The organism is Curtobacterium sp. GC_Cur_3 (genome assembly GCF_026544205.1).
Classification (GTDB): domain Bacteria; phylum Actinomycetota; class Actinomycetes; order Actinomycetales; family Microbacteriaceae; genus Curtobacterium.
In genome coordinates, this window is record NZ_JALNUI010000003.1 from 118,001 (window position 1) to 135,871 (window position 17,871).

General features: G+C 71.1%; 18 protein-coding genes. 12 read left to right on the forward strand and 6 right to left on the reverse strand.

Features of this window, described 5'->3' with window-relative positions; all coding sequences use genetic code 11:
• Positions 1 to 178 precede the first annotated feature (178 nt).
• On the reverse strand, positions 179 to 1,720 hold the full coding sequence (locus OXR63_RS02425; RefSeq protein WP_267419806.1) for an MFS transporter: 1,542 nt from the start codon (positions 1,718 to 1,720) through the stop codon (positions 179 to 181).
• A 166-nt stretch (positions 1,721 to 1,886) separates the two neighbouring features.
• Here OXR63_RS02425 and OXR63_RS02430 point away from each other — a divergent pair, with 166 nt between their 5' ends.
• Positions 1,887 to 2,546 (forward strand): TetR/AcrR family transcriptional regulator, encoded by a 660-nt coding sequence (locus OXR63_RS02430; RefSeq protein ID WP_267419807.1) that lies wholly within the window; start codon positions 1,887 to 1,889, stop codon positions 2,544 to 2,546.
• Positions 2,547 to 2,878: 332 nt separating this feature from the next.
• Here OXR63_RS02430 and OXR63_RS02435 read toward each other — a convergent pair whose 3' ends face one another.
• Positions 2,879 to 4,510, reverse strand: a complete 1,632-nt coding sequence (locus OXR63_RS02435; RefSeq protein ID WP_267419808.1) for a dolichyl-phosphate-mannose--protein mannosyltransferase — start codon at positions 4,508 to 4,510, stop codon at positions 2,879 to 2,881.
• Positions 4,511 to 4,563: 53 nt separating this feature from the next.
• Between OXR63_RS02435 and rsmI the strand changes: the two genes are divergently transcribed.
• From rsmI to rsmA, 4 genes are all read left to right on the forward strand, one after another.
• Entirely contained in the window at positions 4,564 to 5,385 is an 822-nt protein-coding gene (gene rsmI / locus OXR63_RS02440; protein ID WP_267419809.1) for a 16S rRNA (cytidine(1402)-2'-O)-methyltransferase, read from the forward strand.
• 120 nt (positions 5,386 to 5,505) lie between these two features.
• A complete protein-coding gene (gene metG / locus OXR63_RS02445; RefSeq protein WP_267419810.1) occupies positions 5,506 to 7,083 on the forward strand; it encodes a methionine--tRNA ligase in 1,578 nt (525 codons plus the stop codon).
• Positions 7,080 to 7,988 carry a TatD family hydrolase gene (locus OXR63_RS02450; protein WP_267419811.1) on the forward strand — a complete coding sequence of 303 codons (909 nt, stop codon included), beginning with the start codon at positions 7,080 to 7,082 and terminating at the stop codon, positions 7,986 to 7,988. The genes metG and OXR63_RS02450 overlap by 4 nt, the downstream gene beginning before the upstream one ends.
• The gene (gene rsmA / locus OXR63_RS02455) at positions 7,985 to 8,833 is read left to right on the forward strand and encodes a 16S rRNA (adenine(1518)-N(6)/adenine(1519)-N(6))-dimethyltransferase RsmA (RefSeq protein WP_267419812.1); all 849 of its coding nucleotides are present in this window, start codon (positions 7,985 to 7,987) and stop codon (positions 8,831 to 8,833) included. Before OXR63_RS02450 ends, rsmA begins: the two co-directional genes overlap by 4 nt.
• Positions 8,834 to 8,886: 53 nt before the next feature.
• On the opposite strand, the gene OXR63_RS02460 is transcribed toward rsmA, so the two are convergent.
• Positions 8,887 to 9,384, reverse strand: coding sequence for a hypothetical protein (locus OXR63_RS02460; RefSeq protein WP_267419813.1), 498 nt, complete (start codon positions 9,382 to 9,384; stop codon positions 8,887 to 8,889).
• A gap of 104 nt (positions 9,385 to 9,488) precedes the next feature.
• Here OXR63_RS02460 and OXR63_RS02465 point away from each other — a divergent pair, with 104 nt between their 5' ends.
• Positions 9,489 to 9,884 carry a hypothetical protein gene (locus tag OXR63_RS02465; RefSeq protein WP_267419814.1) on the forward strand — a complete coding sequence of 132 codons (396 nt, stop codon included), beginning with the start codon at positions 9,489 to 9,491 and terminating at the stop codon, positions 9,882 to 9,884.
• A 98-nt stretch (positions 9,885 to 9,982) separates the two neighbouring features.
• Positions 9,983 to 10,417, forward strand: coding sequence for a hypothetical protein (locus OXR63_RS02470; protein ID WP_267419815.1), 435 nt, complete (start codon positions 9,983 to 9,985; stop codon positions 10,415 to 10,417).
• A gap of 142 nt (positions 10,418 to 10,559) precedes the next feature.
• Here OXR63_RS02470 and OXR63_RS02475 read toward each other — a convergent pair whose 3' ends face one another.
• Entirely contained in the window at positions 10,560 to 11,297 is a 738-nt protein-coding gene (locus OXR63_RS02475; protein WP_267419816.1) for an SDR family oxidoreductase, read from the reverse strand.
• A 102-nt stretch (positions 11,298 to 11,399) separates the two neighbouring features.
• On the opposite strand from OXR63_RS02475, the gene OXR63_RS02480 reads away from it, so the two are divergent.
• The 4 genes from OXR63_RS02480 (at position 11,400) to OXR63_RS02495 (ending at position 15,748) form a co-directional block, all read left to right on the forward strand.
• On the forward strand, positions 11,400 to 12,242 hold the full coding sequence (locus tag OXR63_RS02480) for a helix-turn-helix transcriptional regulator (protein ID WP_267419817.1): 843 nt from the start codon (positions 11,400 to 11,402) through the stop codon (positions 12,240 to 12,242).
• Between the two features lie 52 nt (positions 12,243 to 12,294).
• Positions 12,295 to 13,296, forward strand: coding sequence for an ATP-grasp domain-containing protein (locus OXR63_RS02485; RefSeq protein WP_267419818.1), 1,002 nt, complete (start codon positions 12,295 to 12,297; stop codon positions 13,294 to 13,296).
• A gap of 83 nt (positions 13,297 to 13,379) precedes the next feature.
• Positions 13,380 to 14,450 (forward strand): LLM class flavin-dependent oxidoreductase, encoded by a 1,071-nt coding sequence (locus tag OXR63_RS02490; RefSeq protein WP_267419819.1) that lies wholly within the window; start codon positions 13,380 to 13,382, stop codon positions 14,448 to 14,450.
• Positions 14,450 to 15,748, forward strand: a complete 1,299-nt coding sequence (locus OXR63_RS02495) for an O-acetylhomoserine aminocarboxypropyltransferase/cysteine synthase family protein (protein ID WP_267419821.1) — start codon at positions 14,450 to 14,452, stop codon at positions 15,746 to 15,748. Before OXR63_RS02490 ends, OXR63_RS02495 begins: the two co-directional genes overlap by 1 nt.
• Before the next feature lie 61 nt (positions 15,749 to 15,809).
• Here OXR63_RS02495 and OXR63_RS02500 read toward each other — a convergent pair whose 3' ends face one another.
• Complete coding sequence (locus OXR63_RS02500) at positions 15,810 to 16,223, reverse strand: GNAT family N-acetyltransferase (RefSeq protein ID WP_267419823.1); 414 nt, start codon at positions 16,221 to 16,223, stop codon at positions 15,810 to 15,812.
• Between the two features lie 63 nt (positions 16,224 to 16,286).
• On the opposite strand from OXR63_RS02500, the gene OXR63_RS02505 reads away from it, so the two are divergent.
• A complete protein-coding gene (locus OXR63_RS02505) occupies positions 16,287 to 17,219 on the forward strand; it encodes a 4-(cytidine 5'-diphospho)-2-C-methyl-D-erythritol kinase (protein WP_267419824.1) in 933 nt (310 codons plus the stop codon).
• A gap of 99 nt (positions 17,220 to 17,318) precedes the next feature.
• Here OXR63_RS02505 and OXR63_RS02510 read toward each other — a convergent pair whose 3' ends face one another.
• On the reverse strand, positions 17,319 to 17,834 hold the full coding sequence (locus OXR63_RS02510; RefSeq protein WP_267419825.1) for a GNAT family N-acetyltransferase: 516 nt from the start codon (positions 17,832 to 17,834) through the stop codon (positions 17,319 to 17,321).
• Positions 17,835 to 17,871: the final 37 nt, after the last annotated feature.

Sequence of the window (17,871 nt, forward strand, 5' to 3'; positions counted from 1 at the left end):
TGGGCGGCCCGTGGGCGGACGGCGGCGTGGCACGGGACTCGAGCGACAACCTCGATGTCGTACGACAGCGCTCGTGTCGTTCCGAGTCGGGCGGGGCGCTGAGTCGGACGCCCCCACACACGGACAGCCCGCCCGACCGGAGTCGAGCGGGCTGTCCGCCGTGCGAGTGGTGCGACCGCTAGTGCGCCGCGACCGGGACGCTGCCCGTGGCGTTCGCGGCGAGGTGCGCGAGCTTCTCGAGGCGGACGCTCTGCCGGTTGATGAGCAGTCCACTGGCGATCGCGACGAGCACGAGCACACCGGCCGAGATGCCGAACGCCGCGTGGTAGCCGTCGAGCGTGGCCTGGGCCTGCTGCAGCTTGGTCGGGGCGGCGGACAGTCCGGTGAGGCTGTTCTTCACGACGTCGGCGAAGATCGTCGACAGCAGCGCGGTGCCGATCGAGCCACCGATCTGCTGCATGGTGTTCACCGTCGCCGAGGCCACGCCGGCGTCGGCGCGGGCCACACCGGTCGTCGCGGTGTTCATCGCGGACGAGAAGATCGTGCCCATGCCGAGCCCGATGACGATGAGCGCCGGCAGGACGGTGCCCGCGTAGGAGCTGTCCAGGTCGGTGCGGAGCAGCAGCAGGAGCCCGGTCGCGGCGACGAGGCCGCCGGCGAAGATCAGGACCTTCGGGCCGACGCGGGGCAGCAGACGGCCACCGATCTGCGTGGCGGAGATCATGATCGACAGCGGCATCGGCAGGAACGCCAGGCCGGTCTGCAGCGCCGAGAAGCCGAGGGTCTGCTCGAGGTAGTAGGTCAGGAACAGGAAGATCCCGAACATGCCGATGGCCACGAGGCCGATCGCGACGAACGAACCGCCGCGGTCACGGTCGAGCACGACGCGCAGGGGCAGCAGCGGGTGCGCGACGCGGGTCTCGATGAAGACGAAGGCCGCGATCAGCACGACACCGACGGCGAGCATCGCGATCGTGACGGGGTCGTCCCAGCCGTTGGTCTCGGCGTTCGAGAAGCCGTAGACGACACCGACCAGCCCGAGGGTGATCGTGACGACGCCGAGGACGTCGATGCGGGGACGGTCGGCCTTCGGGGGCTTCACCATGAAGACCAGCGCGCCGATGACACCGAGGACGGCGAAGACGACGTTGACGTAGAGGCACCAGCGCCACGAGGTGTACTCGGTCAGGACGCCGCCGAGCAGCAGGCCGATGGCCGCACCGGAGCCGGCGATCGAGCCGAAGATGCCGAACGCACGACCGCGCTCCTTCGGGTCACGGAAGGTCGTGGTGAGCATGCCGAGCGCGGACGGGGCCAGCAGTGCACCGAAGGCACCCTGCAGGGCGCGGGCGGCGACGAGCAGGCCGAAGGAGTCGGCGAGCCCGCCGAGCACCGAGGCGACGGCGAAGCCGACCAGCCCGATGATGAAGGTGTTCTTGCGACCGAAGAGGTCACCGAGGCGACCGCCGAGCAGCAGCAGGGAGCCGAACGCGAGCGAGTACGCCGTGACGACCCACTGTCGCTGGTCCGTGCCGAAGCCGAGGTCCTGCTGTGCCGAGGGGAGCGCGATGTTCACGATCGTCGCGTCGAGCACGACCATGAGCTGCGCGAGGGCGATGACCGCCAGGGTGATCCAGCGGTGGTCCTTGCGGGGTGCGGCAGCACCGGGCGTCGCGGGCGCCGAACCGGTGGGTGCGGGCGCTGTCTGTTCTGCCGTCACGGCAGGCCTCCTTCGAGAAGGGGTGGAGGGTGTTCGCAGCGCGCACCGTCGGGCACTGTAATGATGTGGTGGAACCGGATGCCAGGCATCCGGTTCCGCCTACTGTAGACCAAAACGGAGCGAGTGCATCCGCTTGTTCCCAGAAAGTTCAACTACGGTCGAGGACGTGAGCATCACCGATCAGCACGCCGACCTCGAGCGGCCCCTCCGAGCCGACGCGGCACGCAACCGCGAGCTGATCCTGCAGACAGCTCGCAAGTGCTTCGCGGAGCGTGGGCTGTCGGTGACGCTGAACGACATCGCGCACGAAGCCGGCGTCGGCGTCGGCACCGTGTACCGCCGCTTCGCGGACAAGGACTCCCTGATCGAGGCCCTCCTCGCGACGAAGTTCGACGCCATGAACACCGCCGCCGAGCGCGCCGCAGAGGAGATCGACCCGCGTGAGGCGCTCCGCCTGTACCTGATGGGCGTGTTCGAGTTCCGCGCCAGGGACCGAGCCCTCGCCGATGCGATCATCCGCGCCGGCAAGGCACGACCGTCGATCGTGCAGGAGCGCGACCGCCTGGAACGCCAGGTCAGCGCGATCATCGGTCGGGCACGGGATGCCGGCGTCGTCCGGGCCGGCTTCGACTACCGCGACCTGCCGATGCTCACCACAATGATCGGCGCGGTGGCCGACGCAACCCGTGCGCACGACCCCGACGCCTGGCGCCGCTACGCCAAGGTCGTCATCGACGGCGTCCTGCCCCCGACGCACCCGGACGGCATGCTCGGCGATCCGCTCGACCGCGAGACCATCGAGCGCGCGCTGCACGCCCAGTCCTGACTGGTCACGACACACCGCTCATGACCGCCGGCGCCCGCCGCCATCGGGCTCCCGACTGGTCAGGACGCACCGCTCACGTCCGCCGACCGGTCGAGAACCGTCGGCTCAGGCGCGCCGAACCGACGGTTCGTGACCACTCGCGCACAGCGGGCCGGGTGTCGTGACCGCTCGGCACCCGCCGGACTGGGCCCACGCCGCCGGTTCCGGACCGACGCGCCAGCGGCGGGCCGGCCGTGTCGGTGGGGAGAGGCCCGTGGCGGCCTGGCACCGAGCCTCCCGTCCGGTGGTGGTCCGGACCAGCGCGACCAGCACGACCAGCGAGACCAGCCCGCCTACAACCAGCTCGGCAGCCAGTAGTGCGACCGGACGAAGTCCCACGGCACCTGCAGCGCCGTCCACATCGGGTACCAGTACGCCGTGGCGAGCAGCACCACCCCGAGGTACACGCCGATCCACACGATCGCCCTGGTCCGTCGGGGTCGTGGGTCCTCCCGGGACCCGAGCAGCACCCCGATGACGGCGGCCAGGGCCATCACCATGTAGGGCTCGAACGCGATCGTGTAGAACTGGAAGACCGTCCGGTCGACGTAGAGCAGCCAGGGCAGGTACCCGGCGCCGACGCCCATCGCGACGAAGCCGTACTCCCACCGGCGGCGCAGCACGAACAGCACCAGCAGCGCGATCACGGCGGCCACCGACGGGTACCAGATGAACGGGTCCGCGATGCCCGTGATCGCCGCCCCGCAGCGGGTGGTCGCACAGCCGGACTCCCCGGCGTTCGTGCCGACGTAGTACATCGACGTGGGCCGCTGCATGAGCATCCAGAGCAGCGGGTTCGCCTGGTACGAGTGCGGCGTGTGCAGGCCGATGTTGAAGCCGTAGATCTCCGACTGGTAGTGCCACCAGTTCTGCACGCTGTCCGGCACCCACGACAGCACGCCCCGCCATCGCTGCCCGCCGGACGCGATCCACTGGCGGTCCCAGCCGTCCTTCGACACGAACCAGCCGGTCCACGACACGACGTAGGTGACCGCGGCGATCGGCACGGTGAGCAGGAACGACACGGGGGCCTGCTGCAGGAACGCACTCGAGGTCCAGAACTCGATGCCTGCCCGCTTCCGCAGCATCATGTCGACGAGCACGGAGTACACGGCGAAGAACGCCAGGAAGTACATGCCCGTCCACTTCGTGCTGGTCGCGAGCCCGAGCGCCAGCCCCATCGCGAGCAGCCACGGACGCCACCAGAGCACCGGACCCCACAGGGTGTCGCGGCCGGCGGCGACGCGCGCGGCCACCCATCGGTCCAGCCGCCGTTCCGTCCACCGCCGGTCGAGCAGCAGCGCGCCGAAGCCGAGCAGCACGAAGAACGTCACGATGCCGTCGAGCAGCGTCACGCGGGACATCACGATCGCCTGGCCGTCGACCGCCATGAACCCGCCAGCGAGCGTGCCGACGAGCGTCGACCGGAACAACGACCGGGCGATCACGGCGACGAGGAACACGGTGGCGATGCCGAGCACCGCGACGGCGAAGCGCCAGCCGAAGGAGTTGTCCGGGCCGAACAGCAGCATGCCGAGCCCGATGAGGTACTTGCCGAGCGGGGGGTGCGCGATGAACTCCGCGGCACTCGAGAAGATGTCGGTCTGCCCGTCGGTGAACCGCTGGTCGGTCGTCGGGCTCGTCTGATCGGTCGGATTCGCCGGCCAGGTGCCCTCGTAGCCCAGGTGGACGATTGACCAGCCGTCCTTGACGTAGTAGGTCTCGTCGAAGACCAACGCGTGCGGGCGCCCGAGGTCGATCAGGCGCAACAGCGCAGCGAGCACGGTGACCGCGATCGGTCCGCCCCAGCGCCACGCGGCGAGCCGCCAGCCGACCGACAGCAGCCGGCCCCACCAGTCGTCGAGACGCGACCCGCGGGCGACGTCGGGCGCAGAGGAGGGCGCGTCGGCCAGGTCCGTGGTCACCCGCACGATCCTACGGATGCGGCGCATGCGCTCGCTGCGACGACAATGGGGCTGTGATCGTGCTCGCAGCAACTCCCATCGGCAACCTCGGCGACGCGTCGCGCCGACTCGTCGAGACCCTCTCGAACGCCACGGTCGTGGCCGCGGAGGACACCCGCACCGCGATCCACCTGATGCGGGCCCTCGGGATCGAGAACCGCCCGCGGCTCATCCCGCTGCACGAGCACAACGAACGGGCCCGCGCCGCCGAGGTCGTCGAGCTCGCCCGGGACGCCGACGTGGTCGTGCTGACCGACGCCGGCATGCCCGCCATCAGCGACCCGGGATTCCCCCTCGTCGAGGCAGCAGCCGCGGCCGGCGTGACCGTGACCGCGCTCCCGGGTCCCTCGGCGGTGCTCATGGCGCTCGCCGTCTCGGGCCTGCCGACCGACCGCTTCACCTTCGAGGGCTTCCCCACGCGGAAGCAGGGGGAGCGCCGCCGGGTCTTCGAGGCCCTGGCGGGGGAGCAGCGGACCATGGTCTTCTTCGAGTCGCCGCACCGGCTCGCCGACACGCTCGCGGACATGGCCGCCGCGTTCGGGGACGACCGCCGCGGTGTCGTCTGCCGTGAGCTCACGAAGCTCTACGAGGAGGTCAAGCGGGACTCGCTCGCCGGGCTCGCCGCCTGGGCTGCCGAGGGCGTCCGCGGGGAGATCTGCGTCGTCGTCGCCGGTGCGTCCGCCTCGGATGACGTCGTCTCGATCGAGGACGGCGTCCGCCTGGTCCTCGAACGCGTCGCCGCCGGCACCCGCATGAAGGAGGCATCCGCGGCCGTCGCGGACGCGACCGGGCTCTCCAAGCGCGACCTGTACGAAGGCGCGCTCGCCGCGCGGTAGTCGCGAGCACGACCGGACGGGAGGCTCGGTGCGGGCCCGCCACGAGCCTCCCGTCCGACTTCTCCACAGGCCGGTGCCGGTCGCGTCATGCGGGGAGCCCGCGCCCGTAGGATGGTCCGCATGTCCGACGGGTCCTCGTTCAGCATCACCACGCCGATCTTCTACGTGAACGACGTGCCCCACATCGGGCACGCCTACACCGAGGTCGCCGCCGACGTCCTCGCGCGGTGGCACCGCCAGCGCGGCGACGACACCTGGCTGCTCACGGGCACCGACGAGCACGGGCAGAAGATCCTGCGCACCGCCTCGGCGAACGACGTCTCCCCGCAGGAGTGGGCCGACCGCCTGGTCACGGACGCCTGGAAGCCGCTGCTCGACACCGTCGACATCGCCAACGACGACTTCATCCGCACCACCGACGCACGGCACGAGCGCGGCGTGACCGCGTTCCTGCAGAAGCTCCACGACGACGGCTTCATCTACGCCGGCGAGTTCGAGGGCTTCTACTGCGTGGGGTGTGAGGAGTACAAGCAGCCGAGCGACCTGGTGCCCGGCACCGGCGCGTACGAGGGCCAGCAGGTCTGCGCGATCCACTCCATCCCGGTGGAGGTCCTGGCGGAGCGCAACTACTTCTTCCGGATGTCCGACTTCGAGCAGCGGCTGCTCGACCTCTACGAGTCGAACCCCGAGTTCATCCAGCCCGAGAGCGTCCGCAACGAGATCGTCTCCTTCGTCAAGCAGGGCCTGCGCGACCTCTCCATCTCGCGGTCCAGCTTCGACTGGGGCATCAAGATCCCGTGGGACCACGACCACGTGCTCTACGTGTGGTTCGACGCCCTGCTCAACTACGTCACGGCGCTCGGCTACGGCAGCGACGACGACGAGGCCTTCCGGCGCCTGTGGCCGAGCGTGCACGTCGTCGGCAAGGACATCGCCCGGTTCCACGCGGTGATCTGGCCCGCGATGCTCATGGCCGCCGGGCTCCCGGTGCCCAAGCGCGTCTTCGGCCACGGCTGGCTGCTCGTCGGCGGCGAGAAGATGTCGAAGTCGAAGCTCACCGGCATCGCGCCGTCGGAGATCACCGACACGTTCGGGTCCGACGCCTTCCGCTACTACTTCCTCCGCGCCATCACCTTCGGGCAGGACGGCAACTTCTCGTGGGAGGACATCTCCGCCCGCTACCAGGCCGAGCTCGCGAACGGATTCGGCAACCTGGCGTCGCGCATCCTCGCGATGCTGCAGAAGTACTTCGACGGCGCCGTGCCGTCGCGCGGTGCACTCGCTCCGTCCGACGTCGCGATCGACGACCTGGCGCGGTCGGTCACCGAGCGCGCCGACGCGGCGATCGAGTCCTTCGCGCCGCACGACGCCATCGCGACCACATGGGAGCTCGTCGACGCGCTGAACGGGTACATCACCGAGCAGCAGCCATGGGCGCTGGCGAAGGACGATGCCCAGCGGGAGCGCCTCGGCACCGTGCTGACCACCGCCCTGCGCGGTCTCGGGACGGTCGCGGTGCTGGTCTCCCCGGTGATGCCGAAGGCCACCGCGAAGCTCTGGGCCTCCATCGGCGCCGGCGGGACGATCGACGAGCAGCGGGTCGACCGCGCGTTCGACTGGCAGGGCGCCGACCAGGTGACGCCGCTGGAGTCCGGACTCTTCCCGCGCATCGAGCAGGCGGAACAGGGCGCAGCGTGAGCGACGCGCACCTCCGCACGCGCGGCGACGCGGCGGACCCGAAGCGGGACCTGTCCTACCCGCCGATGCCGCAGGCGCTCGTCGTGCCGGTGTACGACAACCACACGCACATGGAGATCGCCGACGGCGGGGACAACGCGCTCGACTACCGGGAGCACCTCGACCGCGCGTCGAGCGTCGGTGTCCGGGGCGTCGTGCAGGTCGGCACCGACCTCGCGACGTCGCAGTGGTCCGCCTCGATCGCCGCCCGCGAACCACGCGTCCTCGCGGCCGTGGCACTGCACCCGAACGAAGCACCCGCGCTCGACGCCCAGGGACTCCTTGACGAGCACCTGGCCGGCATCGCCGAACTCGCCGCGATGCCCCGCGTCCGCGCCATCGGCGAGACGGGCCTCGACTTCTTCCGCACCGGCGACGACGGCCGTGACGCCCAGGTCCGCTCGTTCGAGGAACACATCCGGATCGCCAAGGAGCACGACCTCGCGCTGACGATCCACGACCGTGACGCGCACGACGCCGTGGTCGAGGTCCTCGACCGTGTCGGCGCCCCGGAGAAGACCGTCTTCCACTGCTTCTCCGGCGGCCCTGACCTGGCCAGGCTCTGCGCCGAGCGCGGTTGGTACATGTCCTTCGCGGGCACGGTCACGTTCAAGAACGCGCAGCTCCTCCGCGACGCCCTGCACGTCGCACCCCGGCACCTCGTCATGGTCGAGACCGATGCGCCCTACCTGACGCCCACGCCGTTCCGCGGTCGGCCGAACGCCCCCTACCTGATCCCGCTCACCCTCCGCTCGATGGCGGAGACCCTCGGCACCGACGCCTCGATGCTCGCGGCGCAGATCGCGTCGAACACCGAGCTCGTCTACGGCGCCTGGGATGCCGAGCCGGTGACGGTGGACGAATGAGCGCCCTGCTCGGTCCCGCCGAGATCCGCGACCTCGCCACCCAGCTCGACGTCACCCCGACCAAGAAGCTCGGGCAGAACTTCGTGCACGACGCCAACACTGTGCGGCGCATCGTCGTCGCGGGCGGCGTGACGGCCACGTCCCAGGTGCTCGAAGTCGGTCCGGGCCTCGGATCGCTGACACTCGGGCTCACCGAGACCGGCGCTCCCGTCACAGCGGTGGAGATCGACGGCCGACTCGCAGCCCGACTGCCGGCGACCGTCGCGGCCATGCAGCCCGACGCCCGTCTGACCGTCGTGCACCAGGACGCCCTCCGGCTCTCCGCCGCCGACCTCACGGACGCCCCGACGCACCTGGTCGCGAACCTGCCGTACAACATCTCCGTGCCCGTGCTGCTGCACCTGCTCGCGACCTTCCCGTCGATCGAACGCTCGCTCGTCATGGTGCAGGCCGAGGTCGGGTACCGCCTCGCCGCGGACCCGGGCAGCAAGGTCTACGGGTCCCCGAGCGTCAAGGCCGCCTGGTACGGCTCGTGGCGGATCGCCGGGCAGGTCAGTCGCCAGGTGTTCTGGCCGGTGCCGAACGTCGACAGTGTCCTCGTCGGGTTCGTGCGGCACGACCCGCCGGGTGACGAGGCACTGCGTGCGCAGGTGTTCGCCCTGGTCGACGCCGCCTTCCAGCAGCGTCGCAAGATGCTCCGGCAGGCACTCTCCGGGCTGTTCGGCAGCAGTGCCGGCGCGTCCGAGATGCTCGAGGCCGCCGGGATCGCGCCGACGGCTCGCGGCGAGGAGCTCGGCGTCGACGAGTTCGTGCGCCTCGGTCGGACGGTCCTCGCCGCGGCCTAGCGCCTCGCGTCACCGCCGTTGGACCTGGCGCCCGCACCGGCGCCCGCCCAGTCTCAGGCACCGGCTCCATTCGCGCGGAGTCCCGCGATGACCGCTCCGGGGTCCTCGCACCGGAACGACAGGTCGCGCTTGCCCCGGATCCGGAGGCGGACTCCTGGGCCGTTGTCCATGAGGACACCGGTGCCGGTCCCCAGGCCGAACCGGATGCCCCAGCCGCCCCACTGTGAGCCGCGCAGCTCGACGGGGACCGCTTCCGTGATGGTCGCCGGGTCGATGGTGCGGCGGTACCAGAACGGTGTCATGCGGATGACGAGGGCGTCGTCGACCATGACGGACATCCGCGCGACGGCCATCGCGACACCGAGGACGGCGATGACGACGATCGTGCCGATGGTGATGACGAGGTCGACGGTGCTCGGCTCGGCACCGGGGGACGCCGGCACCGTCAGGAGCGCCACCGTGATGGCGACGCTGCCCAGCACCATCCCGATGCCGAGCAGTCGGAAGAGCCTCGACGTCCCGGTGTGTTCCTCGTGGCGCGCGTTCCCCATGGCTTCCATCCTGGCGAGCATCATCGAACCTGTCGAGTCACATTCTGCATGTTGGGCGAGTGCGGCGTGACGAGTGCACGCGCGGCCGCCGCTAGGCTCTCGACGTGCACCGCCCGAACCGCCTGACGATCACCATCACGCTGCTGTTCGTGCTCGCGGGTCTGGTCGTCGGTGGGATCGCAGTGTCGCGGCTCCTGGCATCGCCGGGGAGCGACGTCGCCTGGGTGTCGGTGGCCCTCGCTGTCGGGATCGTCCTGTGGGGAGCGAACTTCGCCACGCTCGGTGCGCACGACGACCCCGAGGACGACGCTCCCGCCACCGTCTCGACACGTACCGAGCTCCTGACCTCCGCCATCGTCGCCGCGCTCGGGTACGTCCTGCTCCGGACGAGTTCGGACGTCCCACCGCTGCTGTGCCTGCTGGCGGTCGTGGTCGTCGTGGGCCTCGGCATGGCGGAGCGCATCCTCCGTCGCCGGAGGGCGCGACCGACGACGGACTGACGGGCATGACCGACGACGAACTGACGTCCGCGTCCGAGCGTGGCCACGGAGCGCGACCCTGACCGTGCGGAGCATCGCCCCCGGGTTCCCTGGTCGGCATGGCGAAGACGACGAAGACCACGAAGAAGCAGGCCGCGGCGATCGCGAACGGCTCGCTGAAGCCCATCTCCCCGGAGCTGCACGGCCTGATCGACTACGGCTTCGCCGCGTCGAACCTCCTGCTGCCGCGCGTGTTCGGCCTGCGGCCCGGCGCTCGTCGGCTGTTCGCGGTGTTCGGCCTGGCGCAGGGCGGACTCAACGCGGTCACGGCGCAGCCCAACGCCCTGACCCCCGCGGTCTCGTTCGCGAACCACGGTCGGATCGAGAAGAGCAGCGGACTGCTCTACATCGCGCTCTCCGCGGTGTTCGGGGTGCTCGCTGAGCGTCGGGCCCGGCGCTACTGGCTGGCAGCCGGTGCGGCACTGGTCGCGGTCTACAACCTGACCGACTGGAACGCCTCCCGGACCACGAAGAAGCCGAAGCGCCGGCGCTGACCGGGTCGCACGGTGCGCGGTTCCTCAGCCCGTGCGAGGTTGACCACCCCGTGCGGGCCGACAGCCGCGCACGGGGTGGTCAACCTCGGACTGAGCACCCGACCGACCGGCACCGACCGACCGACCAGCCGACCCACCCGCCTCAGTGCCCGGCGAGCCGCTCGATGAGCTGCTGCTGCGTCCCGTCGCGCTCGGCCCACCGGAGCGGCAGGACGTTCTGCACGAGGATCTCCGGCGACGCACCGGACGACAGCAGCGCGATGACCTCGTCGAGGTACGCGGACAGCGGCATCCCGCCGAAGTCCACGCCCTCGCCCTGCAGGTCGGTCGCGACGGCCGGCGGCACGAGTTCGAGCACGGACACCGGGGAGCCGACGAGCTGCTGGCGGAGCGACAGCGTGTACGAGTGCACGGCGGCCTTCATGGCGTTGTAGGTCGGGGTCGCGGCGAGCGGGGTGAAGGCCAGCCCGGACGAGACCGTCATGACGGTGGACGCCGGCTGCGCGAGCAGGTGCGGCAGGAACGCGTCGACGAGCCGCACGGTGCCGAGGAAGTTCGTCGTGACGGTGGCCTCGGCGTCAGCGAGGTGCGCCGACGACCGCAGGTCCTCCTGGCGCATGATCCCCGACATCGTGACGATGGTGTCGAGCGCCGGGTGTGCCTCGGTGACGGAGGCGGCTGCCGCGGTGATCGAGGCCGCGTCGTCGACGTCGATCTGCACGGTGCCGAACCCGTGTTCGGCGGCGAGGGAGTCGAGCAGTGACTGGCGGCGCCCTCCGATGACGACGGTGCTGCCGGCCTGCTGCAGGCGGAGGGCGAGCCCGAGGCCGATGCCCGAGGTCGCGCCGGAGATGAAGACGGTGGAGTTCGAGATGTCCATGACCACCACGATGCTCCGCCGGTCGGCTGCCAGCCAGAGGCCGGACATCGGGGGACCGCCGGTCCCTGGCACCGACGGGCACCGCGCAGGAGACTGGTCCGCATGGACCGTCCCGAACTCGCCGACTTCCTCCGCCGTCGCCGGGAACTCCTCCGCCCGGAGGACGTCGGGCTCGGCACCGGGGCCCGTCGGCGCACGCCCGGCCTCCGGCGGGAGGAAGTGGCCGCCCTCGCCGGGATGTCGGCCGACTACTACACGCGCCTGGAACAGCAGCGCGGCCCGCAGCCGTCCGAGCAGATGGTGGTCGCGATCGCCCGGGCGCTCCGGTGCAGTCTCGACGAGCGCGACCACCTCCTCCGGCTCGCCGGCCACAACGCCCCGGTCCGTGTCCACCGGTCGGACCACGTCGACCCGGCGATCCTCCGCGTGCTCGACCGACTCGAGGACACCCCCGCCATCGTCGTCAGCGACCTCGGCGAGACCCTCGTGGAGAACCGGCTCGGTGCAGCGCTCCTCGGCAGCACCGTGGGTCTCACCGGCAACGACCGGTACCAACCCTGGCGCTGGTTCATGACCGACACCGAACCCGCCCGGTACGCGCCGGAGCAGCACGAGCGACTCGCCCGCGCCCAGGTCGCGGCGCTCCGTGCCGCCGTCGGTGCAGCGGGCCCCGGCGACCGTCGGGCAGCGGCGATCATCGCCGACCTCGACGCGCAGAGCGAGGCGTTCCGCGACCTGTGGGCGCTGCACGAGGTCGCCAGCCGGTGGGAGGACCACAAGACCTTCGTGCACCCGGAACTCGGGCGGATCACCGTCGACTGCCAGGTGCTGCACACGTCGAACCAGGCGCAGGCGCTCCTGCTCTTCACCGCACCCGCCGGCAGCGAGGACGCGCAGAAGCTCGAACTGCTGGGCGTCGTCGGCGAACAGGTCTTCACCGAGTAGTACCGCGTCACACACCTGGCACCCGCCGACCGACCGTGCCTAGGGTGGACGCGTGAGCACTCCGCGCGTGTACGTCATCCACGAGAACCCCGAGTGGTTCCCGCCGCTCGCCGCCGCCTTCGAGGCCGAGGGCGTCCCGGTCGAGGAGATCCTCCTGACCGAGGGGCAGATCGACCTCGGTGCTGAGCCCGACCCCGGCGTGTACTGGTCGCGGATGTCGGCGAGCTCGCACACCCGCGGGCACGAGCACAGCAAGGAGTACACCCGCGCGGTGCTCGGCTGGCTCGAACGTGCCGGACGCCAGGTGGTCGGCGGCAGCCACGTGCTCGAGCTCGAGGTCTCGAAGGTCGCCCAGCACGGACTCCTCCGGCAGGCCGGTCTCGACGTCCCGCGCACCACGGCCGTGTTCGGCACGACGACCCTGAAGCAGGCCGCCCGGACCTTCACCGACGGCCAGGACGTCCCCTTCATCACGAAGCACAACCAGGGCGGCAAGGGCCTCGGCGTGCGTCGCTTCGACTCGCTCGCGGAGTTCGACGCCTACGTCGACAGCCCCGAGTTCGAGGCCCCGGTGGACGGCATCACCCTGCTGCAGGAGTACCTGACGGCGCGCGAGCCCTTCATCACCCGCGTCGAGTTCGTCGGCGGCGAGTTCGTCTACGCCGTCCGCGTCGACACCAGCGCGGGCAGCTTCGAGCTCTGCCCCGCCGACGCGTGCGAGGTCCCGCAGGTCATCGCCGGGGCGGTCTGCGACGTCCCGGGCACCGAGACCGCGGGTGCCCCACCGGCCTTCAGCGTCCGCACCGAGGTCACCGCGACCCACCCGCTCGTGCAGCAGCTCCGCACGTTCCTGGCCGACCAGCGCATCACGATCGCGGGCGTCGAGTTCATGGAGACGACCGACGGCCGCACCGTCGTCTACGACATCAACACGAACACGAACTACAACCCCGCCGTCGAGGAGTCGGCACCGGCCTCCGGCCCGCGCTCCATCGCCCGGTACCTCGGCGGCCTGCTGGACGCTGAGCACGCGACCGCAGCGGCGCGCGTCTGACCTGACCATCCACCGGACGGGAGGCCCGGCTCGCCACCGGCACCGAGCCTCCAGTCCGTCGTCTCCACCATCAAGGAACCCCCGTGCGATTCGGATACTGGACCCCGCTCTTCGGCGGCTGGCTGCGCAACGTCGACGACGAGCAGATGCCGGTCACCTTCGACTACGTCAAGCGCCTGGCGCAGCGCGCGGAGCGGATCGGCTTCGACCTGACGCTCGTGCCGGAGCTGAACCTCAACGACATCAAGGGCGTCGCGGCGCCGAGCCTGGAGGCCTGGGCACTCGCGGCGGCCATCGCGGCGACGACCGACCGGCTCGAGATCATGGCGGCGATGCGGCCCGGCTACCACCTGCCGGCCGTGACGGCGAAGCAGGCGGCGACGATCGACGACATCTCCGGCGGTCGCTTCACCTTCAACGTGGTGAGCGCCTGGTGGGCGGAAGAAGCCCGGCAGTACGGCGGCATCTTCTCCGAGCACGACGACCGCTACAAGCGCACCGCTGAGTTCGTCGAGGTCATGAAGGGGATGTGGCGGGAGACGCCGTACTCGTTCCACGGCGAGTACTACGACGTCGAGAACGCGCACCTCGAACCGAAGCCGCGCATCACCCCGCGCATCTACGCCGGCGGCGAGAGCGAAGCCGGCAAGGCGAGCATCACGCACTACGCCGACGCCTACGTCACCCACGGCGGCACGGTCGAGGAGCTCCGGACGAAGATCGCGGAGATGCGTCGTCGCCGCGAGGACGCCGGTCTGCCGCCGTTCGAGGCGTTCGGCATGGCCGCGTACGCGATCGTCCGCGAGACCGAGGAGGAGGCCCAGGCCGAGCTGGCGCGGATCACCGACGTGCAGCACGGCAAGGCCTACGAGTCCTACCAGGACTTCATCTCGAAGTCGCAGCTCGAGCACGTGCCGTCGCTCGAGGACTACTCCGTGTCGAACCGCGGGCTGCGGCCGCAGTTCGTCGGCACCCCGGAGCAGGTCGCCGCGCGGATCCGCGAGTACGAGGAGGCGGGCGTCGACACGCTGCTGCTGCAGTTCTCGCCGCAGCTGGAGGAGATGGAGCGGTTCGGCGAGCAGGTCATCCCGCTCGTGCGGGCGTCGGTGCCCGACGACGCCGTCTCGTCCGTCGGTGCCGGGCCGGCCGCCTGATGGCGGTCGAGGACGACTGGGCCTTCGAGACCCGGCAGATCCGCGCCGGCTTCAAGTCCGACCCGGGCTTCGGCGGGAACGTGCCGCCCATCGCGCAGACCGCTGCGTTCGTGTACCCGTCGGGTGAGGACGCCGCCGACAGGTTCCTGCTCAACGCGCCGGGGCACACGTACTCGCGGGTGAACAACCCGTCGGCCGCCGCGCTGGAGCGGCGGATCGCCGACCTCGAGGGCGGGGTCGCAGCACTCGCGCTCGCGTCCGGCCAGGCGGCGACGTCGCTCGCGGTGCTCGGGCTCGCCCGGGCCGGTGACCACATCGTGTCGAGTGCCTCGCTGTACGGGGCGACCTACACGCTGTTCGCGTCGACGCTGAAGGACCTCGGCATCGCGTTCACCTTCGTGCAGGACCCCACCGACCTGTCCGAGTGGGCAGCGGCGGTGCGTCCCGAGACCCGTGCGTTCTTCGGGGAGTCGATCCCGAACCCGCGTGGGGACGTCCTCGACTTCGCCGGGGTGGCGGGCGTGGCGCACGACGCCGGCGTCCCGCTCATCGTCGACAACACCATCGCGACGCCGTACCTGGTCCGGCCGATCGAGCACGGTGCGGACATCGTCGTGCACTCGGCGACGAAGTACCTCGCCGGCCACGGCAGTGCCATCGCGGGGCTCATCGTCGACGGCGGCACGTTCGACTGGGCGGCGTACCCGGAGAAGTACCCGCAGCTCGCGACGACCGAGCACTCGGGGTTCTCGGGCACGAACTTCGCCGAGAAGTTCGGACGGCGCGCGTTCATCCAGCGCACCCGGTCGAAGCTGTCGGCGGACCTGGGGCCCGCGATCGCCCCGTTCAACGCCTTCCTGGTGCTGCAGGGCATCCAGACCCTGTCGCTCCGCATGGACCGGCACGTGCAGAACGCCGCCGTCGTGGCCGCGTGGCTCGACGCCCACGCGCAGGTCGAGCACGTGCACTACGCCGGGCTGCCGAGCTCCCCGTGGCACCACCTGCAGCAGCGGTACGTCCCTGCCGGTCCCTCCGCGGTGCTGGCGTTCGACCTGGCCGGCGGTGTCGAGGCCGGGCGGCGGTTCGTCGCGGCCCTGCAGCTGTTCGACCACGTGTCGAACATCGGCGACGTCCGGTCGCTCGTCGTGCACCCGGCGTCGACCACCCACGTGCAGATGACCCCGTCGGAGCGGGCCTCCGCCGGTGTCGGCGAGGGGCTCATCCGGCTGTCGATCGGCCTGGAGCACCCGGACGACATCCTGGCGGACCTGGTGCGGGGGTTCGCGGCCGCGGCCTGAGGTCTGTGCGAGCCGTCGGGCCCGCCGACCAACAGCGGGCGGTCGAGTCGGCCGTCAGCGGTCAGGCGAGGCGCACGAACGCGCGGAGCGGGGGCTCGACGTCGTGGACCTCAGTGAGTCCGTGTGCCTCGTAGAACGCGCGCTGCCCGTCCTCCGCATCCGTCAGGAGCACGACCTGACGGACGTCCGATGCCCGGGTGAGCATCGCGTCGAGGAGGCGCCCGCCGACGCCGGACCGGTGGCGGTCCGGGGCGACCAGGACGTCCTGGACGTACGCGACGGTCGCGCCGTCGGACAGCGCCCGGGCGAACCCGACGAGTCGCCCGTCCTCCCGCGCCGTGACGACCCACGTCGAGCCCGCGATCGCTCGGACCAGCCGGTCCAGGTCGTCGGTGTAGGTCGTCCACCCGACGGACCCGTACAGCTCGGACAGTTCCTGCCTGGTCGGGACGTCGGCCGCGATGATCGTCTCCACGCTGTCGATCCTGACAGAAGTCATGCGGAGGGCAGCGGGAGCCGGGCGGGATAGGTTGGTCGCATGACCTCGCTGGCAGCACCCACGCGCGTTCGGACGCGCGCTCCCGGCAAGATCAACGTCTTCCTCTCCGTCGGCGCCCTGCAGGACGACGGCTACCACGACGTCGCCACGGCGTACCAGGCGGTGTCCCTGTTCGAGGACGTCGTCGCGGAACCGGCCGACGACTTCACCGTGACCTTCACCGGCTCGGTCGACACCTCGGGCGTGCCGGTCGACGACACCAACCTGGCGATCCGGGCCGCGCGGCTCGTCGCCGAGACCGCCGGGTACTCGGGCGGTGTCCGGCTGACGATCGACAAGCGGGTGCCCGTCGCCGGCGGCATGGGTGGGGGCTCGGCGGACGCGGCGGCGACGCTCCTGGCGGTCGACACGCTGTGGGGTACGGCTCTGGGTCGCGACGAACTCCTGCGGCTCGCGGCGGAACTCGGCGCGGACGTGCCGTTCGCCTTCGCCGGCGGGACCGCGGTGGGCACCGGGCGCGGCGACGAGCTGAGTCCCGCGCTGGCGAAGGGCGAGTTCCAGTGGGTGCTCGCGCTCAGTGACGACGGGCTCTCCACGCCTGCGGTCTACCGCGCGCTCGACGAACACCGCGAGCGCTACCGTGCCGACATCGCGCCGGCGCCCTCGATGCCCGTCGTCGAGTCGAACGTGCTGCAGGCCCTGCGCGCCGGTGACCCGGACCTGCTCGCCGACTGCCTGCACAACGACCTGCAGGCTCCGGCGATGCACCTGCAGCCCGGTCTCGCCGCCACACTCGAGGTCGGGGAGCGCTCCGGTGCCCTCGCGGGGCTGGTGTCCGGCAGCGGGCCGACGGTCGCGTTCCTGGTCGCCGACATCGACGCTGCGCTCGAGGTCCAGGTCGCGCTGAGCGCTGCCGGGCTCGTCGCCGTCCGTGCCTCCGGTCCGGTGCACGGCGCGCGCGTCGTCCACTGACGCGTCGCTCGCGGCGCGTTGTCGCGCCCCGAGTCTCGGCGCCGCGGACATGATGCGCGGTCCGGCGGGCGCAAACTGTCCGGGGAGCCGAGTCTCGGCTCAGTCGGCCAGGCGCTGGAACAGGACGTGGTCCTGCCACTCACCCGCGATCCGCAGGTACCGTGGCGCGTACCCGTAGCGCTCGAAGCCGTTCTTCCCGAGGACGCGCTGCGACCGCTCGTTGTGGGGGAGCGTGCCCGCCTCGACACGGTGCAGCCCGAGCCGGTCGAAGGCCATCCGGGTCGCGAGTCCGACGGCCGCCGTCGCGGCACCGTTGCCCGCTGCGTCCTCGGACACCCAGTAGCCGAGGGTCGCGGAGCAGAACGCCCCCATCACGATCGAGTTGAGGTTGATCCGCCCGACGACCACGCCGTCGGTGGTGATCACGAGCGGCATCATCACGCCGTGCTGTCGCCGTCGGATCGCCGACTGGATCTCGGCGCGCTGACCGTCCACCGTGAAGAAGGTCTCCGGGCGGACCGGGTCCCACGGGGCGAGCCAGGCGCGGTTCCGAGCGAGGAGGTCACCGAGCCGTTCGGCGTCGGCGGGCTCGATCGGGCGGACGTCGTGCTGCATGACGGCAGCATGGCACACGGCCCGTCCACGACCTCGG

Bases quoted from the DNA above. Each gene is read 5' to 3' on its own strand.
- metG (WP_267419810.1), top strand. From the start codon at position 5,506: ATGTCCGACGGGTCCTCGTTCAGCATCACCACGCCGATCTTCTACGTG.
- rsmA (WP_267419812.1), top strand. From the start codon at position 7,985: ATGAGCGCCCTGCTCGGTCCCGCCGAGATCCGCGACCTCGCCACCCAG.
- OXR63_RS02460 (WP_267419813.1), bottom strand. From the start codon at position 9,384: ATGGGGAACGCGCGCCACGAGGAACACACCGGGACGTCGAGGCTCTTC.
- OXR63_RS02470 (WP_267419815.1), top strand. From the start codon at position 9,983: ATGGCGAAGACGACGAAGACCACGAAGAAGCAGGCCGCGGCGATCGCG.
- OXR63_RS02475 (WP_267419816.1), bottom strand. From the start codon at position 11,297: ATGGACATCTCGAACTCCACCGTCTTCATCTCCGGCGCGACCTCGGGC.
- OXR63_RS02480 (WP_267419817.1), top strand. From the start codon at position 11,400: ATGGACCGTCCCGAACTCGCCGACTTCCTCCGCCGTCGCCGGGAACTC.
- OXR63_RS02495 (WP_267419821.1), top strand. From the start codon at position 14,450: ATGGCGGTCGAGGACGACTGGGCCTTCGAGACCCGGCAGATCCGCGCC.
- OXR63_RS02505 (WP_267419824.1), top strand. From the start codon at position 16,287: ATGACCTCGCTGGCAGCACCCACGCGCGTTCGGACGCGCGCTCCCGGC.
- OXR63_RS02510 (WP_267419825.1), bottom strand. From the start codon at position 17,834: ATGCAGCACGACGTCCGCCCGATCGAGCCCGCCGACGCCGAACGGCTC.